Below are 15,432 nucleotides of genomic sequence, written 5' to 3' on the forward strand. Positions count from 1 at the left end.
TACCCGACAACCCGCAGGTAACAAGGGCCCCGCCGGCACCGCCCGCGGGCCCGGCCCGGCGGCCTAGAGTGATCGGCATGCGTGTCCACGTCGTCAGCGATGTCCACGGCGCCGCCGAGGCGCTCGCCAAGGCCGGGGAGGGGGCCGACGCCCTCGTCTGCCTCGGCGACCTCGTCCTGTTCATGGACTACGCGGACCACTCGCGCGGCATCTTCCCCGACCTGTTCGGCGCGGCGAACGCCTCCCGCATGGTCGCCCTGCGCACCGCCCTGCGCTGGGACGAGGCCCGCGCCCTGGACCGGGAGCTGTGGGGCGGCCTGGGCACCGACCGGCGCACCGCCATCGAGGCCGCCGTGCGCCGCCAGTACGCCGAACTGTTCGCCGCCTTCCCCACGCCGACGTACGCCACGTACGGGAACGTCGACATCCCCGCGCTGTGGCCCGAGTACGCCGGGCCGGGCACGACCGTGCTCGACGGCGCCACCGCCGAGATCGGCGGCCTGGTCTTCGGCTTCGTCGGCGGCGGCCTGCGCACCGCCTACCGCACCCCGTACGAGATCGACGACGAGACCTACGCCGCCAAGGTGGCCGCCCTCGGCAAGGTCGACGTGCTCTGCTCGCACATCCCGCCCGCCGTGCCCGAGCTCTGCTACGACACGGTCGCCCGCCGCTTCGAGCGCGGCAGCGAGGCCCTGCTGGACGCGATCCGCAGCACCCGGCCCCGGTACGCCCTGTTCGGCCACGTCCACCAGCCGCTGGTGCCCCGGATGCGCATCGGCACGACCGAATGCGTGAACGTCGGTCACTTCAACTCGACGAGAACGCCGTGGGCACTGCAATGGTGACGGCCCCGGAGGTCTGCGGGCGTCCGACCAGGCGGTAGCCTTCAGCGGCAGGCACACGACAGCAGGTACATGACGCGACGTCCCGGAGGGGCCACGGCGATGGCGGAACACACGAGGTCCAGCATCACGATCGACGCGGCCCCGGCCGATGTCATGGGTGTCATCTCCGACTTCGCCCGCTACCCGGAGTGGACCGGGGAGGTGAAGGAGGCCGAGATCCTCGCCGCCGACCCCGAGGGCCGCGCCGAGCAGGTCCGCCTCCTCCTCGACGCCGGTGCGATCAAGGACGACCACACCCTCGCCTACACCTGGGTCGGCACCAGCGAGGTGCGCTGGACGCTGGTCAAGTCCCAGATGCTCCGCACCCTGGACGGCGCCTACCTCCTCGTCCCCGTCGAGGACGGCAAGCGCACCGAGGTCACCTACCAGCTGACCGTCGACGTCAAGATCCCCATGCTCGGCATGATCAAGCGCAAGGCCGAGAAGGTCATCATCGACCGTGCCCTCGCCGGCCTGAAGAAGCGCGTCGAGTCCCAGGACTGACGTGCGCACGGTCCTGGTCACCGGTGCCGGCGGGGCGGGCCGCACCACCGTCGCGGCCGCCACCGCCGTGACCGCCGCCGCCCCCGGGCGCCGGGTGCTGCTCCTGTCCGCGGACCGCGGCGGGGCGCTGGAACGCGTTCTCGGCACGGACGCCGCCGCAGGCCCCGTCCCCGTCGCTGTCCCCTCCGTGCCGGGGCTGTGGGCCGCCCGGATCGACCCCGCTGCCTCCTTCCGGGCCGACGCCATGGAGCTCCAGGGCCGGGTCGGCGCACTGCTCGAACTGCTCGGCGCCGCGCCGCTGGACCCCGAGGAGCTCACCGAACTCCCCGGCGCGGAACCGCTCGCCCTGCTCCGCGCCCTGCGCGACACGGCGGACGGCTGGGACCTGGTCGTGGCCGACCTCCCGCCGGTGCGCGCGGCGCTCGCCGCACTCGCCCTGCCGGAGCAACTGCGCCGCTACCTCGCCCGGCTGCTGCCCGAACAGCGCCAGGCCGCCCGTGCCCTGCGCCCGGTCCTCGCCCAGCTGGCCGGTGTCCCCGCGCCGGGCCCCTGGGCGTACGAGGCCGCCGCCCGCGCCGATCGCGAACTGGCCGCCGCCCAGGCCGTGGTGGAGGACGCGGCGACGACCGTACGGCTGGTCGTCGAGCCCGGCGCGCACGCCGCCGAGGCGGTGCGCCACGCCCGGGCCGGACTGGCCCTGCACGGGCACCGGCTGGAGGCCGTCGTGGCCAACCGGCTGCTGCCCGCGCACTCGCCCGACCCGTGGCTCGCCGAACTGTCGGGCGTGCAGCGCAAGGAACTGCGCGCCCTGCGCGCCGAGATCGCGGACACGGGCACCGCCCTGCACGAACTGCCGCACCTGGGACGCGAACCGCGCGGGACCGGGGACCTGGCACGGCTCGGGGCCGAGCCGCCCGCCCCGGCCGCCGAGGGCCCCGCCGCGCCGCCCTGGACCACCGAGGACCGGCTCGCCGCCGAGGGCCACTTCCTGTGGCGGCTGCCGCTGCCGGGCGCGCTGCGGGACACCGTGGACCTCGTCCGCCGCGGCGACGAGCTCGTGGTGGACGCCGAAGGCCACCGGCGCATCCTGCCGCTGCCGTCCGCGCTGCGCCGCTGCACCGTGGAGGGGGCCGCCCTGCGCGACGGCGCGCTGCAGGTCCGGTTCGTTCCCGATCCGGCGCTTTGGCCCCGATGACGGCGATGGCCCCCTGAACGCACCGGCTTCATTCGGGTAACGTCGTAGTCAAAAGCCGGAGCGCCCCACGGAGCCCACCATGAGCGAATCCACGGACCGTACCGACCGCCCCGCGGCCGATCACGACGCCTGGGCCAAGGCGAGCGCGGAGGACATCGCGGCGGAGAAGGCCCGCCGCCGCCAGCAGTCCGGGCAGGAGCCGGGCAGTGCGGCGGAGGAACTGCGACGGCTCGCCGAGGCCGTGACCGAGCGGATCTCCCTGCTGCGCAGCCCCGCCGCCGAGATGGCCGCCCAGGGGCTCATCGCCCAGGTGAGGCAGGCGGTCGAGCCCGTCGTCGAACGCAACCCCGAGGTCTTCGACCACCTCGCGGCGGCCGGCGCCGAACTGATGGCCGCCTACCGGGCCGCCGTCGGAGGCCATGAACGGCGCTGGACCTCCGGCGACGCCGGCCCGTCCAGCGAACGCATTGACCTGGACTGAACACGAACTGAACAAAGGGCGGAACGGGGCGGACCCCGCCCTCCGGTACGGTTGGACGCAGCGGGGATCGACCGAATACTGAGGGACACATGGGACTCACCATCGGCGTCGACATCGGCGGCACGAAGATCGCGGCCGGCGTGGTCGACGAGGAAGGCTCGATTCTCGAAATCGTCAAGGTGCCGACTCCGTCGACTTCCGAAGGCGTGGTCGACGCCATCGCCGCAGCCGTCCACGACGTCAGCACGAGCCACACGGTCGAGGCCGTGGGCATCGGCGCCGCCGGCTACGTCGACGACAAGCGGGCCACCGTGCTCTTCGCGCCCAACATCCGCTGGCGGCACGAGCCGCTGAAGGACAAGGTCGAGCAGCGCGTCGGACTTCCCGTCGTGGTCGAGAACGACGCCAACGCCGCCGCCTGGGGCGAGTACCGCTTCGGCGCCGGCCAGGGCCACGACGACGTCATCTGCATCACGCTCGGCACCGGACTCGGTGGCGGCATCATCATCGGCAACAAGCTGCGCCGCGGCCGCTTCGGCGTGGCAGGCGAGTTCGGCCACATCCGCATGGTCCCGGACGGACTGCTGTGCGGCTGCGGCAGCCAGGGCTGCTGGGAGCAGTACGCCTCCGGCCGCGCCCTGGTGCGCTACGCCAAGCAGCGCGCCGTGGCCCAGCCCGAGAACGCGGCGCTGCTGCTCTCGCTCGGCGACGGCACACCCGAGGGCATCCAGGGCCAGCACATCAGCCAGGCCGCGCGCGGCGGCGACAGCGTGGCGGTGGACTCGTTCCGCGAACTCGCCCGCTGGGCCGGCGCCGGACTCGCCGACCTCGCGTCGCTCTTCGACCCCTCCGCCTTCATCGTCGGCGGCGGTGTCTCGGACGAGGGCGAACTCGTCCTCGACCCGATCCGCAAGTCCTTCCGCCGCTGGCTGGTGGGTGGTCAGCTGCGGCCGCACGCCCAGGTCCTCGCCGCCCAACTGGGCGGCAAGGCCGGTCTCGTCGGCGCCGCCGACCTAGCCCGCCAGGGCTGAGCCGCGCAACCGGCCGCCCGTTGAGCACCGGTGCCCCCGTACCCCGCTTCCGCGGAGTGCGGGGGCACCGCTGTGCCGTACGGAGCCGGACGGCTCCGCCGTCGTCCGTGTCCTGAGCTGGAACGTCCGGTCGATGAGGGACGGCGAGGTCGCGCTCGGCCGGGTCATCCAGGCCGGTGCGCCCGGCATCGCGCTGGTCGAGGCCGAGCAGCGCAACTGGCCGCCTGTGCCCCGGTACCCGGCTTCCGCGGAGTGCGGGGGCACCGCTGTGCCGGGCGAGTAGGGTGACGGCGTGAGCGAGGTCCCGCGGCCGGATCTGCCGGCGTCCCGTACGGAGCCGGACGGCTCCGCCGTCGTCCGCGTCCTGAGCTGGAACGTCCGCTCGATGAGGGACGACGAGGCCGCGCTCGGCCGGGTCATCCGGGCCTGCGCGCCCGACATCGCGCTGATCCAGGAGGCACCCCGCTTCTTCCGCTGGCGCAAGGCGGTCGCCCGGCTCGCCCGGGACTCGGGGATGGTGACGGTCACCGGCGGGGCGACCGCCGCGGGCCCGCTGGTGCTCTCCTCGCTGCGGGTCCACGTGGAGCGCACCGAGGACGTCCTGCTGCCGCGCACCCCCGGGCTGCACCAGCGCGGCTTCGCGACCGCCGTGGTCCGGATCGGCGGGGCCCGGCTGTCCGTGCTGAGCTGCCATCTGTCGCTGCGGTCCCAGGAGCGCTACGCGCAGGGCGGGATGCTGCTGGACCGCCTCGCCGCGATGGGCGAGCCCCACGCGGTGGCCGGCGGCGACCTCAACGACCGCCCGGACGGCCGCACTTTCCGCCGGCTCGCCGGTCAACTCCAGGACGCCTGGGCGGTCCGGCCCTGGGGCGGCGAGTACACCTCCACGCCCGGCGACCCGCACCAGCGCATCGACGCCGTCTTCGCCACCTCCGGCATCGAGGTCCTCGGCTGCGGTGTCCCCGAGGCGCTGCGCGGCGTCACCCGCGCAGACCTGAGGGCGGCCACGGACCATCTTCCGGTCCTGGCCGCCCTCAGGGTGCCGTCGGTGCGTTGACCGGGCTCAGACGACCGCGCCGCCGCCCGGCAGGTCGTCGTCCTCGTCGCCGCCCGGCCGCATCCGCGTGACCAGGGTGGCGAAGCCGCCCAGGAAGCCGCCGATGCCGACGGTGATGGCCCACCACGGCATCTCCTCCTGGAAGAGGACGAACGCGAAGATCAGCAGCGGACCGCCCAGCGCCGCCAGCCAGGCGAACTTGGTGGTGACGTCGGCGTTCGGCAGCGGCGGCGGCTCCGGCGGCACGAAGTGGCCCTCGTCCTCGTCCTCGTCGAGTTCGTAGTCGCGGGGACCGGAGAGCACGGGGTGGATGACGATGGAGGTGGTCTCGGGCGTCGTCGGCACCACGACGGGGCCGGGCTTGCCGGAACCCTCGGCGACGTCCTCGGCCTCAGGCCAGGACGCCGTGCCGGGCTCCGGGTCGTCGTCGTACCCCGCCACGATCTCGGCCCAGGCGGCGGCCTCGTCGACCGGCTTGGGCTCGGGCTCGCCGCCCTCGGGCAGCGGACGGCGGTCGTCCTCGGGCTCAGCCACGGGCGGCGTCCTCCTTCTCGTTGCTCTCGTCGTCGCCCGCGGACGGCCCGGCGCCGGTCAGCCGGCGCACGAACTCCCAGGACTGCTCGAAGATCGTCTCTGCGTCGTGGTCGAGGGTGGCGACGTGGTAGCTGCGTTCCAGCACGGTCTCCGTCACGTCCGTCGACGACACGCGGCTGAGCACGAGCGCCGAGTTGGACGGGTGGACGACGTGGTCGACCCGGCTGCGCAGGAGCAGCAGCGGCTGGGTCACCTGGGGCAGGTCGCGCCGCACGAGGGTCCAGAAGCGGCTCAGGGAGTGCACCGCGTGCAGCGGGGTGCGGTCGTAGCCCACCTCCGTGGAGCCCTCCTTCGCGATGTCGCTGGCGATGCCGGGCACCGAGGGCACGAAGTGCCTCAGCACCGGCACGGCCTTGAGTTGATGGCTGTCGGCCTTGACCGAGGGGTTCACGAGGGCGATACCGCTGACCGCCGCGCCGTGCTGGGCGGCGAGGCGCAGCGTCAGCGCACCGCCCATGGACATTCCGAAGACAAACACGCGTTCACAGCGTCCGGACAGGGCGCGGAATTCCCGGTCGACCTCGGCGTACCAGTCCTGCCACCCGGTGACCTGCATGTCCTGCCAGCGCGTGCCGTGCCCCGGCAGCAGCGGCGCCGACACGCTCAGACCACGCCCGGCCAGGTACTCGCCCCACGGGCGCATGGACTGCGGAGTGCCGGTGAAGCCGTGGCACAGCAGGACGCCGATGTCGCCGCCGTCGTGGCGATAGGACTCGGCCCCGGGCATGAGCGGCACCGTAGGTCTCCTGTTCGGTGGAATGCGCGGAAAGCGATACCTCACAGTACGCGGACGGCTCACACCGGGGGAGAGCCCTGCCCGATCTGGCGTTAAGGTCTTCCCGTCAGACACAGGAGGTCATCGGTTGTTGTACGGCGTGATGAAGATCGCGATCGGCCACCCCCTGCGCGCCGCCTTCCGGCCGTGGGTGGAGGGCATGGAGAACATCCCCAAGCGGGGACCCGCGATACTGGCGAGCAACCATCTGTCCTTCTCCGACTCCTTCTTCCTGCCGGCCGTGCTCGACCGCAAGGTCACCTTCATCGCCAAGGCCGAGTACTTCACCACGCCGGGCGTCAAGGGCAAGCTCACCGCGGCCTTCTTCAAGGGCGTCGGCCAGCTTCCGGTGGACCGCTCGGGCGCGCGCGGTGCCGGCGAGGCGGCCATCCGCAGCGGGATAAAGGTCATCGAGTCCGGCGAGCTCTTCGGCATCTACCCCGAGGGCACCCGGTCGCCCGACGGGCGGCTCTACCGCGGCAAGCCCGGCGGCCTGGCCCGGATCGCCCTCGCCACGGGCGCCCCGGTGATCCCGGTCGCCATGATCGACACCGAGAAGATCCAGCCGCCGGGCCAGGTCATGCCCAAGCTGATGCGTCCCGGCATCAGGATCGGCAAGCCGCTGGACTTCAGCCGCTACCAGGGCATGGAGCAGGACCGTTTTATCCTGCGCTCGGTCACCGACGAGGTGATGTACGAGATCATGAAGCTCTCCGGCCAGGAGTACGTGGACGTCTACGCCTCCGCCGCCAAGCGCCAGATCGCCGAGGCGGCGAAGAAGCAGCAGGCAGAACCCGGGGCATAGCCCCGGCCCGGGGGAACGGGGGAGGCCCATGGCCAGGGACACGGCCCGCGGCACGGTCGCGCGCCCGGCGGCGGGGACGGCCGGGCGCCCGAAGGGGCGTGTCGTCCGCATGTCGGTCGAGCAGCCGCTGTGGCGCGCCCTGACGGGCTACCGGCTGCTCACCGCCGGCTATGCCGTCGCGCTGTTCGCCGTCGGCTACGACGGCCACGCCCGGCCGGTGCCGGGCATCGCGTTCATGGCGGTGCTCGTGGTGTGGACGCTGGCCACGCTCGGCATGGTCAGCTCGCCGCAGCGGTGCACCCGGGGCTTCCTCTTCGTGGACCTCGGCATCGCGCTCACCGGCATCCTGCTCACCCCCGTCGTCGAGACGCACCAGCGCATCGTCGAGGGCGGGCCCACCCTGCCCTCGATATGGACCGCGGGCTCGGTCCTCGCCTTCGCCATCAAGGGCGGCTGGCGCTGGGCGGCGGCCGCCTCCTGCCTGGTCGGCGGCGCCAACCTGGTCGAACGCGGCGCCCCGGCCCGCGACACCGTGCACAACGTGCTGCTGGTGGCCATCGCCAGCATCGCGATCGGCTACGTCGTCGAGGTCGCCCGCGCCAGTGAGCGCACCCTCGCCCGCGCCCTGCAGATCGAGGCCGCCACCCGGGAGCGGGAGCGGCTGGCCCGGGACATCCACGACAACGTCCTCCAGGTGCTCGCGATGGTGCAGCGGCGGGGCACCGAGATCGGCGGCCAGGCCGAGGCGCTCGGCATCATGGCCGGTGAGCAGGAGGCCGCCCTGCGCGCCCTGATCGGCGGCGGCTCCGCGGCGCTGTCCGGGGTCCCCGCTCCGCGCCAGGCCGGAGCGGACGACGCGGCCCCGGACCCCGATGCGCCCCGCGACCTGCGGGCCCTGCTCACCCCGTACGGCAGCACCCGTGTCACCGTCGCCGCCCCCGGCACCCCCGTCCTGCTGCCCGCGCACGCGGCCGCCGAACTCGCCGCCGCGGTGGGCGCCGCCTTGGAGAACGTGCGCAAGCACGCGGGGGAGCGGGCGCACGCGTGGATCCTGCTGGAGGACGCGCCCGACGCGGTCCTCGTCAGCGTCCGCGACGACGGGCCCGGCATCCCCGAGGGCCGGCTCGCCGACGCGGAGGCCGAGGGGCGGCTCGGCGTCGCCCAGTCCATCAGGGGGCGGCTGCGCGACCTCGGCGGCGCGGCGGAGCTGGTGTCGGTGCCCGGCCAGGGGACAGAAGTCGAGTTGAGGCTCGGCAAATGAGGGAGGAGATTGGGGTCATGGCCGTAAAGGTGATGGTGGTGGACGACCACCCCATGTGGCGGGACGCGGTCGCGCGCGACCTCACCGAGGCGGGATACGTCGTGGTGGCGACGGCGGGCGACGGCCCGGAGGCGGTGCGCCGCGCCAAGGCCGCGCAGCCCGAGGTGCTGGTCCTCGACCTCAACCTGCCGGGCCTGTCCGGCGTCCAGGTCTGCAAGGACGTCATCGCCGACAACCCGGCCCTGCGGGTGCTGGTGCTGTCGGCGAGCGGGGAGCACGAGGACGTCCTGGAGGCCGTGAAGTCCGGTGCCACCGGCTATCTGCTGAAGTCCGCCGGCCGGGACGAACTCCTCGGTGCCGTCAGCCGCACCGCCGTCGGCGACCCCGTCTTCACCCCCGGCCTGGCCGGCCTCGTCCTCGGCGAGTACCGGCGCCTGGCCTCGGACCCCGCGCCCGTGGCGGCCGACCGGCCCGAGGCGCCGCGGCTCACCGACCGCGAGACCGAGGTACTGCGCCTGGTGGCCAAGGGGCTGAGCTACAAGCAGATCGCCGAACGGCTCGTCATCTCGCACCGCACCGTGCAGAACCATGTGCAGAACACCCTGGGCAAGCTCCAGTTGCACAACCGCGTCGAGCTGGTCCGCTACGCCATCGAACGCGGACTCGACGAGGAGTAACCCCGCCGGCGCCCTCATGGCACTGCTCCGCCTGCCGCACTCGGACGAGTGAATCCGGCCTTCCAACCTGCCCGCGTGCCAAGGGATTTCACCGAACGGCCCATCCCGTATGTGACACCGGTCACGCTAGCGTCTTCGGCGCAGGCAAATGGTGCGAACGGGAAGGGGAAGGATCATGCGAGTTGGCGTCCTGACCGGCGGCGGTGACTGCCCCGGGCTCAACGCGGTCATCCGTGCCGTCGTGCGCAAGGGTGTCCAGGAGTACGCATACGAGTTCGTCGGCTTCAGGGACGGCTGGCGCGGGCCGCTGGAAGGGGACACCGTGCCCCTCGACATCCCGGCCGTCCGCGGGATCCTGCCGCGCGGCGGTACGATCCTCGGCTCCTCGCGCACGAATCCGCTCAAGACGGAGAACGGCGTGCGCCGGGTCAAGGAGAACCTCGCCAAGTACGAGGTGGACGCGCTCGTCGCGATCGGCGGCGAGGACACCCTCGGGGTGGCGACCGCCCTGTCGGACGAGTACGGGGTCCCCTGCGTCGGCGTACCGAAGACCATCGACAACGACCTCGCCGCCACCGACTACACCTTCGGCTTCGACACGGCGGTCAACATCGCCACCGAGGCCATCGACCGCCTCCACACCACCGCCGAGTCGCACATGCGCGTCCTGGTGGTCGAGGTCATGGGCCGGCACGCGGGCTGGATCGCCCTGCACTCGGGCCTGGCCGGCGGCGCCAACGTCATCCTGGTGCCCGAGCAGCGCTTCGACCTGGACCAGGTCTGCGCCTGGGTGGAGAGCCGTTTCAAGATCCGCTACGCGCCGATCGTGGTCATCGCCGAAGGGGCGATGCCCAAGGACGGCGACGTGGTGCTGAAGGACGGCAGCCTCGACTCCTTCGGCCATGTCCGACTGTCCGGCGTCGGCGAGTGGCTGGCCAAGGAGATCGAGAGCCGCACCGGCAAGGAGGCCCGCACCACGGTCCTCGGCCACGTCCAGCGCGGCGGCACCCCCAGTGCCTTCGACCGCTGGCTGGCCACCCGCTTCGGCCTGCACGCCATCGACGCGGTCCGCGACCGGGACTTCGGGAAGATGGTCGCCCTGCGCGGCACGGACATCGTCCGGGTCCCGCTGGCGGACGCCACCAAGCAGCTCAAGACGGTCGACCCGAAGCTGTACGCCGAGGCCGGTGTCTTCTTCGGGTAAACAGCTCGTTTCCCCGGCGTCCCCTGGGCTTTCCCCGCTTGCCATGGGCGAACACGCGGCCGTACATTCCCTCCACCCGGCTTGTCCGGCCGCTTCGTTTTTCCCCCTTGAGCACATGAGGAGCGCCCGGCATGACGGGTGTACTGGCGGTCGCAGGCGGCACCGCATCCGGCAAGTCCACGCTGGCCGAAGCCCTGTCGCTGACCTGTACCGAGACCATCGCACTGATCCACCTGGACGACCACTACGTGCCCGCGCACGACCCGCGCAGGGGCGTGTGGACGGTCAGCGCCGGCGGGCACGAGGTCCTGGACTGGAACCATCCGGGCTCCATCGACGAGACCGCCGTCGGTGAGGCGATCGACGCGGCCCGGCTGCTGCCCGGGGTGCGCCTGGTCGTCGTCGAGGGGCTGTTCGCGCTCACCCTCCCGGCCGTCCTGTCACGGGCGGCCTGGCGGGTGTACGTGGACGCCCCCGACGACGTCCGCCTGGCGCGCAAGATCCTGCGGAAGATCGAGGTCCAGCGGCAGGACCCGCTGCTGTCGCTGCGGAACTACCTGCAGACCGGCCGGGACCGGCACGCCGCCCATGTGGCGCCCTCCCGGGCCCGGGCCGACCTGGTGGTCGACGGGACCGCCGACGGCCCCGAGATGCTGGCCGCCGTCCTCGGACTGGTCGGCGCCACCCTGGCGCCGGCCCCCGAGCCCGTCGCCCCCGTACGCCCCCGGCGGTCCCGCGCTGCCGCGCCCCGGACGCGGCAGCTGCCCGCGGCCGCCGTCTGACGGCCCTCACACGTCGTAGGCGTCGATGTGCACGTCCGCGGTGCCGTCGGCACCGCCCTCCGGGCAGAGGTCGGCGACGCAGGTGGAGGGGTCCGCTTCCGTGAGCCGGGGATACGCGGCGGTCAGCAGTGCCCCGGCCCGGTCGTGCGGCAGCCGGAAGTCGACCGAGCAGCCCGGGCAGCTGATGTCCGTGGCCTCGCTTGGTATCGCGCCGCCGAGGAACGACCCGGTTTCCGCGCAGTCCATCTGGTGCGGTTGCATTGCCGCCCGGAACAAGGACCCGGCCCGAACGATGAGGGCCGGCAGGAACAGCGGAGCCGCCGCGAGGAGCACCCCGAACCTCATGGGGCCGTCGGCGCGGGACGGGACGGGACGGGCGTGCGCGGACTCCATGTGCCGTTCAACGTCCCCGCCCACCCCGTCCACCCCGTCCGTTCGCCCGGGCCGGGCCGACCCGGCCTCAGCCGGCGGTCACCAGCGACGCCAGGAGCTCCGTCACGATCGCCGTGCCGTTCAGGGTGAGCACGGACTCGGGATGGAACTGCACCCCGGCGAAGCCCGGTCCGCGCATCGCGTGCACGTCGCCCGTGGCCGGGTCGCGGCTCAGCTCGACCCGGTGCATGGCCAGCTCCTCCGCCGCCTTGTCGCCGCAGCGCGCGGTGAAGGAGTTGTAGAAGCCGACCGTCTCCGTGCGCCCGAACAGGTCGACCGCCGTCTGCGCGCCCTGGAACGGGACGTCCTTGCGCACGATGTCGAGACCCAGCTCCGCGGCGATCAGCTCCTGGCCGAGGCACACGCCCAGCAGCCCGTGCCGGTGGTCCCGCACCAGTTCCGCGGCGAGTGCGCGCAGGAACGCCATCTTGGGGTCCCTGGTGTCCGCCGGGTTTCCCGGCCCCGGGCCGAGTACGACCGGGCCGCGGTGTGCGCGCACGGCCTCGCGCAGGCCCGGCGCGTCGTAGCGGCGCACCGTCACCTCCAGCCCCGACGAGCGCAGGACGTGCGCCAGCATCGCGGTGAAGGTGTCCTCGCCGTCGACCACGAAGGCGTGCCGTCCGGCGAGCGGGCCCGGCTCGCCCTCGCCGGCGGGGGCCTGCATCCGCAGCCAGAACGGCGCGAGGTTGCGGCGGCGTCCCGCCAGCGCGGCCTGCACCCGCGTGTCGTCGCCGAGCCGGCGCCGCGGCCCTCCCGGCTCGCGGGCGGCGCCCGGCCGGACCCCCAGGGCCGCCAGGACGCCCGCCGCCTTGGCGTGGGTCTCGGCGACCTCGCCGTACGGGTCCGAGCGGCGGACCAGCGTCGCCCCCACCGGCACCCCGAGACCTCCCGCGGCGTCGATGTCCGCGGTGCGGATCAGGATGGGGGAGTCCAGGGTCTGGACGCCGCCGCCGTCCCGGCCGATCAGCGCCAGCGCGCCCGCGTAGTAGCCCCGGCCCCCGGGCTCGTACCGCTCGATGACCCGGCAGGCGTTCTGCACCGGGGAACCGGTCACCGTCGCGGCGAACATCGTCTCGCGCAGCACGTCGCGGACGTCCATGGTGCTGCGGCCGCGCAGCTCGTACTCGGTGTGCGCCAGGTGCGCCATCTCCTTCAGGCGCGGGCCGACGACGACGCCGCCGAGGTCGCCGACGGTGCACATCATCTTCAGTTCCTCGTCGACCACCATGGTCAGCTCCTCCACCTCCTTCACGTCGCGCAGGAAGGAGAGCAGCCCGTCCATGTCCGGCCCCTGCGGCGGGTAGCGGTAGGTGCCGCTGATCGGGTTCATCACGACCGTGCCGCCCGCCATCCGGACGTGCACCTCCGGGCTCGCCCCGGCCAGGGTCCGCTCCGGCGTGCGCACCACGAACGTCCAGTAGGCGCCGCGCTCGCCGTCCAGCAGTTGCCGGAACAGCGCGAGCGCGTCCGCCGCGGAGAAGCCGGGGATCCGTCCGCGGAAGGTCCGGCGGATCACGAAGTTCGCGCCCTCGCCGCGGCCGATCTCGTCCTCGATCACCCGCTCCACGATCCCGGCGTAGGCGTCGTCGTCCACGTCGAAGCCGCCGTGCTCCACGTGCACCTGGTGGGCGGGCAGCGCCCGCTCCAGCTCCGGCAGCGGGATCTCGTACGCCTCCTGCGGGTGCAGGACCACCAGCGGCGTCCCGTCGTCCCGCGCCTCGAACCCGCGCTCCCTGATCTGCCGGTACGGCACCAGCGCCAGCGCGTCGGCGACCGGGCGGCCGCCCTCCGGCGCCCCCTTCGGCAGGGCGATGTCCGTCAGCCGCTCCACCGTGGAGACGGGGCCGAGCAGCACCTCGACCGTGTCCGTGTCGCGCCCCGGCGTCCTGCGCCGGATCAGCGCGAACGGCGGGCATGCCGGGTCCAGCAGCCGCTCCACGAGCGCTGCTGCGGTAAGCGGGTTCTTCTCGTCGTCCACGGCGGGTCCTTCCGATCGTCCGGTCATCCGTCAAGGGGGACCACCAGGGAAGGGACGGCCGCACAGACGCCGAAGGCCGCCCTTCGGGCGGCCTTCGCGTCGGTCAAGTGGTACGCGTCGCTAGTGGGCCGCCGGATCCGCGGTCCACCACCACTGCAGGTGCGTCTGCTGTGCGTACATGTTGTGCACGATAACGCATTCCGCCGCCGCGCACCCTGCTCACCTCCGGCCGGCGCCCGACGAGGCGAGTGCCCACAGCGACGCCCACTGCCGCGCCGTGAGGTCCTTGGGCAGCGCGGCCGGCGCGGGGCGCTCGGCGCGCAGCCACACGTGCAGCTCCCGGCGGTCGAACCGGCCGGTGCGCGCGAGGACTTCGCGCACGCCGCGCCCCGGTCCGGTGAAGACCCGCTGGACGAACGCCTGGTAGGGGCGCCGCTCGCCCGGGGGGACGAGCGGGTCCGTGCGCCGGGCGACGGTCAGCAGGCCGCCGTCGACTGACGGCACCGGGCGGAAGGCCCGCGCGGGCACCCGGGAGTGCAGGACGAAGTCGTACCAGGGCCACCAGGAGGCGGTCATCATGCTGGCCCCGCCGACGCCCGCGCGGCGGCGGGCGACCTCCCACTGGACGAGCAGGACGGCGGACTCCCACCCGCCGGCGGACAGCAGCCGCCGCATGATCGGGGTGGTGAGGTGGAACGGGAGGTTGCCGACGACGGCATGCGGTTCGCTCGGCAGGCGGTACCGCAGGACGTCGGCGTTGACGACCCGCACGCCCGGCGGCAGCCGCCGGGCCAGGCGCCGTGCGCGCCGGGGGTCGATCTCGACGGCCGTCAGGGGGCGGCCGGTCCGGCTGAGGGGGACGGTCAGCGCGCCGTCGCCGGGCCCGATCTCGACGATGGGGCCGCTGGTGCGGGCGACGAGGGCCTCGATGGAGGCGAGGACCGTACGGTCGATGAGGAAGTTCTGGCCGAGCTCGTGCCGGCCGCCCACCAGGGACTGGTGGTCAGACATGGGTGTGTACTCCGCGACATGTGGAATGGCTCCGACGGTGGACCCGATGCCGCGGCGGTGTGCGCCGCGGCTATGCCCGGCGCGTCCGAATCCAGTGCCAACCCATGCACGGCACGCTATCGGGGGCGGCCGCCCCGGCGCACCCGGTTTTCCGCGGCGCTGTTCGCGGTGCCCCCGTGGACGCTCGCGTATGGGAACGAGCCTTCCGGCCATGTCCCGTCTCACCGTGCCGGCCTTTCACTGGTGCCATGACGTCTCGAGACGCAGTCCTCGCGGCGGCCGCGGTCGCCACCGGCCTGATGGCCGGCCTCTTCTTCGCCTTCTCCGTCGCCGTCATGCCCGGCCTCGCCATGACCGGCGACCGGACCCTGGTCGAGGCCATGCAGCGGATCAACGCGGCCATCCAGAACGGCTGGTTCCTGCTGGTCTTCGCGGGCGCCCTGCTGCTCGGTGCCGCGGGTGCGGTGCTCTGCGTCCGCGACGGCGCGCGCACGGTCCTGCCCTGGGTGGTCGCGGGTACGGTCTGCTACCTGCTCGTGCTCGTCGTCACCTTCGCCGTCAGCATCCCGCTCAACGACCGGCTGGACGCCGCCGGCCCGCCCGGTGCGATGACCGATCCCGCCGCCGTCCGCGAGCGCTTCGAAGCCGCCTGGGTGCGCTGGAACCTGGTGCGCACCCTGCTGTGCACCGGCGCCCTCGGCTGCCTCGCCTGGGCGCTCGTCCTCAGCGGACGGGCCGGCGCGGCCGGTTCCTGAGGCCGT

The 15,432-nt window shown here is 73.4% G+C and carries 18 protein-coding genes; 13 read left to right on the forward strand and 5 right to left on the reverse strand.

Annotated elements, in window-relative coordinates; genetic code table 11:
- Window positions 1-77 precede the first annotated feature (77 nt).
- From ACIP9H_RS12590 to ACIP9H_RS12620, 7 genes are all read left to right on the forward strand, one after another.
- Window positions 78-845 carry a metallophosphoesterase gene (locus tag ACIP9H_RS12590; RefSeq protein WP_401959027.1) on the forward strand — a complete coding sequence of 256 codons (768 nt, stop codon included), beginning with the start codon at window positions 78-80 and terminating at the stop codon, window positions 843-845.
- A 99-nt stretch (window positions 846-944) separates the two neighbouring features.
- Window positions 945-1,388: an SRPBCC family protein gene (locus ACIP9H_RS12595; protein WP_360911405.1), complete on the forward strand. Its 444-nt coding sequence runs from the start codon at window positions 945-947 to the stop codon at window positions 1,386-1,388.
- 1 nt (window position 1,389) lies between these two features.
- Entirely contained in the window at window positions 1,390-2,583 is a 1,194-nt protein-coding gene (locus ACIP9H_RS12600) for an ArsA family ATPase (protein WP_401584020.1), read from the forward strand.
- Window positions 2,584-2,662: 79 nt separating this feature from the next.
- Entirely contained in the window at window positions 2,663-3,064 is a 402-nt protein-coding gene (locus tag ACIP9H_RS12605; protein WP_401584023.1) for a DUF5304 family protein, read from the forward strand.
- An 89-nt stretch (window positions 3,065-3,153) separates the two neighbouring features.
- Window positions 3,154-4,095, forward strand: a complete 942-nt coding sequence (locus ACIP9H_RS12610) for an ROK family glucokinase (RefSeq protein ID WP_360911399.1) — start codon at window positions 3,154-3,156, stop codon at window positions 4,093-4,095.
- A gap of 133 nt (window positions 4,096-4,228) precedes the next feature.
- The gene (locus tag ACIP9H_RS12615) at window positions 4,229-4,378 is read left to right on the forward strand and encodes a hypothetical protein (protein WP_401959030.1); all 150 of its coding nucleotides are present in this window, start codon (window positions 4,229-4,231) and stop codon (window positions 4,376-4,378) included.
- Between the two features lie 9 nt (window positions 4,379-4,387).
- Window positions 4,388-5,152 (forward strand): endonuclease/exonuclease/phosphatase family protein, encoded by a 765-nt coding sequence (locus tag ACIP9H_RS12620; protein WP_401959032.1) that lies wholly within the window; start codon window positions 4,388-4,390, stop codon window positions 5,150-5,152.
- Between the two features lie 6 nt (window positions 5,153-5,158).
- On the opposite strand, the gene ACIP9H_RS12625 is transcribed toward ACIP9H_RS12620, so the two are convergent.
- Both ACIP9H_RS12625 and ACIP9H_RS12630 read right to left on the reverse strand, forming a co-directional pair.
- The gene (locus tag ACIP9H_RS12625; RefSeq protein ID WP_401584030.1) at window positions 5,159-5,686 is read right to left on the reverse strand and encodes a hypothetical protein; all 528 of its coding nucleotides are present in this window, start codon (window positions 5,684-5,686) and stop codon (window positions 5,159-5,161) included.
- Window positions 5,679-6,482, reverse strand: coding sequence for an alpha/beta hydrolase (locus ACIP9H_RS12630; RefSeq protein ID WP_401584033.1), 804 nt, complete (start codon window positions 6,480-6,482; stop codon window positions 5,679-5,681). The genes ACIP9H_RS12625 and ACIP9H_RS12630 overlap by 8 nt, the downstream gene beginning before the upstream one ends.
- Before the next feature lie 142 nt (window positions 6,483-6,624).
- On the opposite strand from ACIP9H_RS12630, the gene ACIP9H_RS12635 reads away from it, so the two are divergent.
- The 5 genes from ACIP9H_RS12635 to ACIP9H_RS12655 all read left to right on the forward strand — a co-directional run bounded on the left by ACIP9H_RS12635 (window position 6,625) and on the right by ACIP9H_RS12655 (window position 11,250).
- Complete coding sequence (locus ACIP9H_RS12635; protein WP_360911391.1) at window positions 6,625-7,326, forward strand: lysophospholipid acyltransferase family protein; 702 nt, start codon at window positions 6,625-6,627, stop codon at window positions 7,324-7,326.
- Window positions 7,327-7,435: 109 nt separating this feature from the next.
- Window positions 7,436-8,587 carry a MacS family sensor histidine kinase gene (gene macS, locus ACIP9H_RS12640; RefSeq protein WP_401959197.1) on the forward strand — a complete coding sequence of 384 codons (1,152 nt, stop codon included), beginning with the start codon at window positions 7,436-7,438 and terminating at the stop codon, window positions 8,585-8,587.
- A 17-nt stretch (window positions 8,588-8,604) separates the two neighbouring features.
- On the forward strand, window positions 8,605-9,264 hold the full coding sequence (locus ACIP9H_RS12645) for a response regulator (RefSeq protein ID WP_401584035.1): 660 nt from the start codon (window positions 8,605-8,607) through the stop codon (window positions 9,262-9,264).
- A 175-nt stretch (window positions 9,265-9,439) separates the two neighbouring features.
- Window positions 9,440-10,468 carry a 6-phosphofructokinase gene (locus ACIP9H_RS12650; protein ID WP_401584038.1) on the forward strand — a complete coding sequence of 343 codons (1,029 nt, stop codon included), beginning with the start codon at window positions 9,440-9,442 and terminating at the stop codon, window positions 10,466-10,468.
- Window positions 10,469-10,599: 131 nt separating this feature from the next.
- Window positions 10,600-11,250 carry a uridine kinase gene (locus ACIP9H_RS12655; RefSeq protein ID WP_401584040.1) on the forward strand — a complete coding sequence of 217 codons (651 nt, stop codon included), beginning with the start codon at window positions 10,600-10,602 and terminating at the stop codon, window positions 11,248-11,250.
- 6 nt (window positions 11,251-11,256) lie between these two features.
- On the opposite strand, the gene ACIP9H_RS12660 is transcribed toward ACIP9H_RS12655, so the two are convergent.
- From ACIP9H_RS12660 to erm, 3 genes are all read right to left on the reverse strand, one after another.
- Entirely contained in the window at window positions 11,257-11,643 is a 387-nt protein-coding gene (locus tag ACIP9H_RS12660; protein WP_401584042.1) for a hypothetical protein, read from the reverse strand.
- Window positions 11,644-11,710: 67 nt separating this feature from the next.
- A complete protein-coding gene (locus ACIP9H_RS12665) occupies window positions 11,711-13,660 on the reverse strand; it encodes an anthranilate synthase family protein (protein WP_401959036.1) in 1,950 nt (649 codons plus the stop codon).
- 219 nt (window positions 13,661-13,879) lie between these two features.
- Window positions 13,880-14,671 carry a 23S ribosomal RNA methyltransferase Erm gene (gene erm, locus ACIP9H_RS12670; protein WP_401959038.1) on the reverse strand — a complete coding sequence of 264 codons (792 nt, stop codon included), beginning with the start codon at window positions 14,669-14,671 and terminating at the stop codon, window positions 13,880-13,882.
- Between the two features lie 248 nt (window positions 14,672-14,919).
- Here erm and ACIP9H_RS12675 point away from each other — a divergent pair, with 248 nt between their 5' ends.
- Window positions 14,920-15,426, forward strand: a complete 507-nt coding sequence (locus ACIP9H_RS12675; protein ID WP_401959039.1) for a DUF1772 domain-containing protein — start codon at window positions 14,920-14,922, stop codon at window positions 15,424-15,426.
- Window positions 15,427-15,432: the final 6 nt, after the last annotated feature.

The organism is Streptomyces sp. NPDC088732 (genome assembly GCF_044751205.1).
Taxonomy (GTDB): domain Bacteria; phylum Actinomycetota; class Actinomycetes; order Streptomycetales; family Streptomycetaceae; genus Actinacidiphila.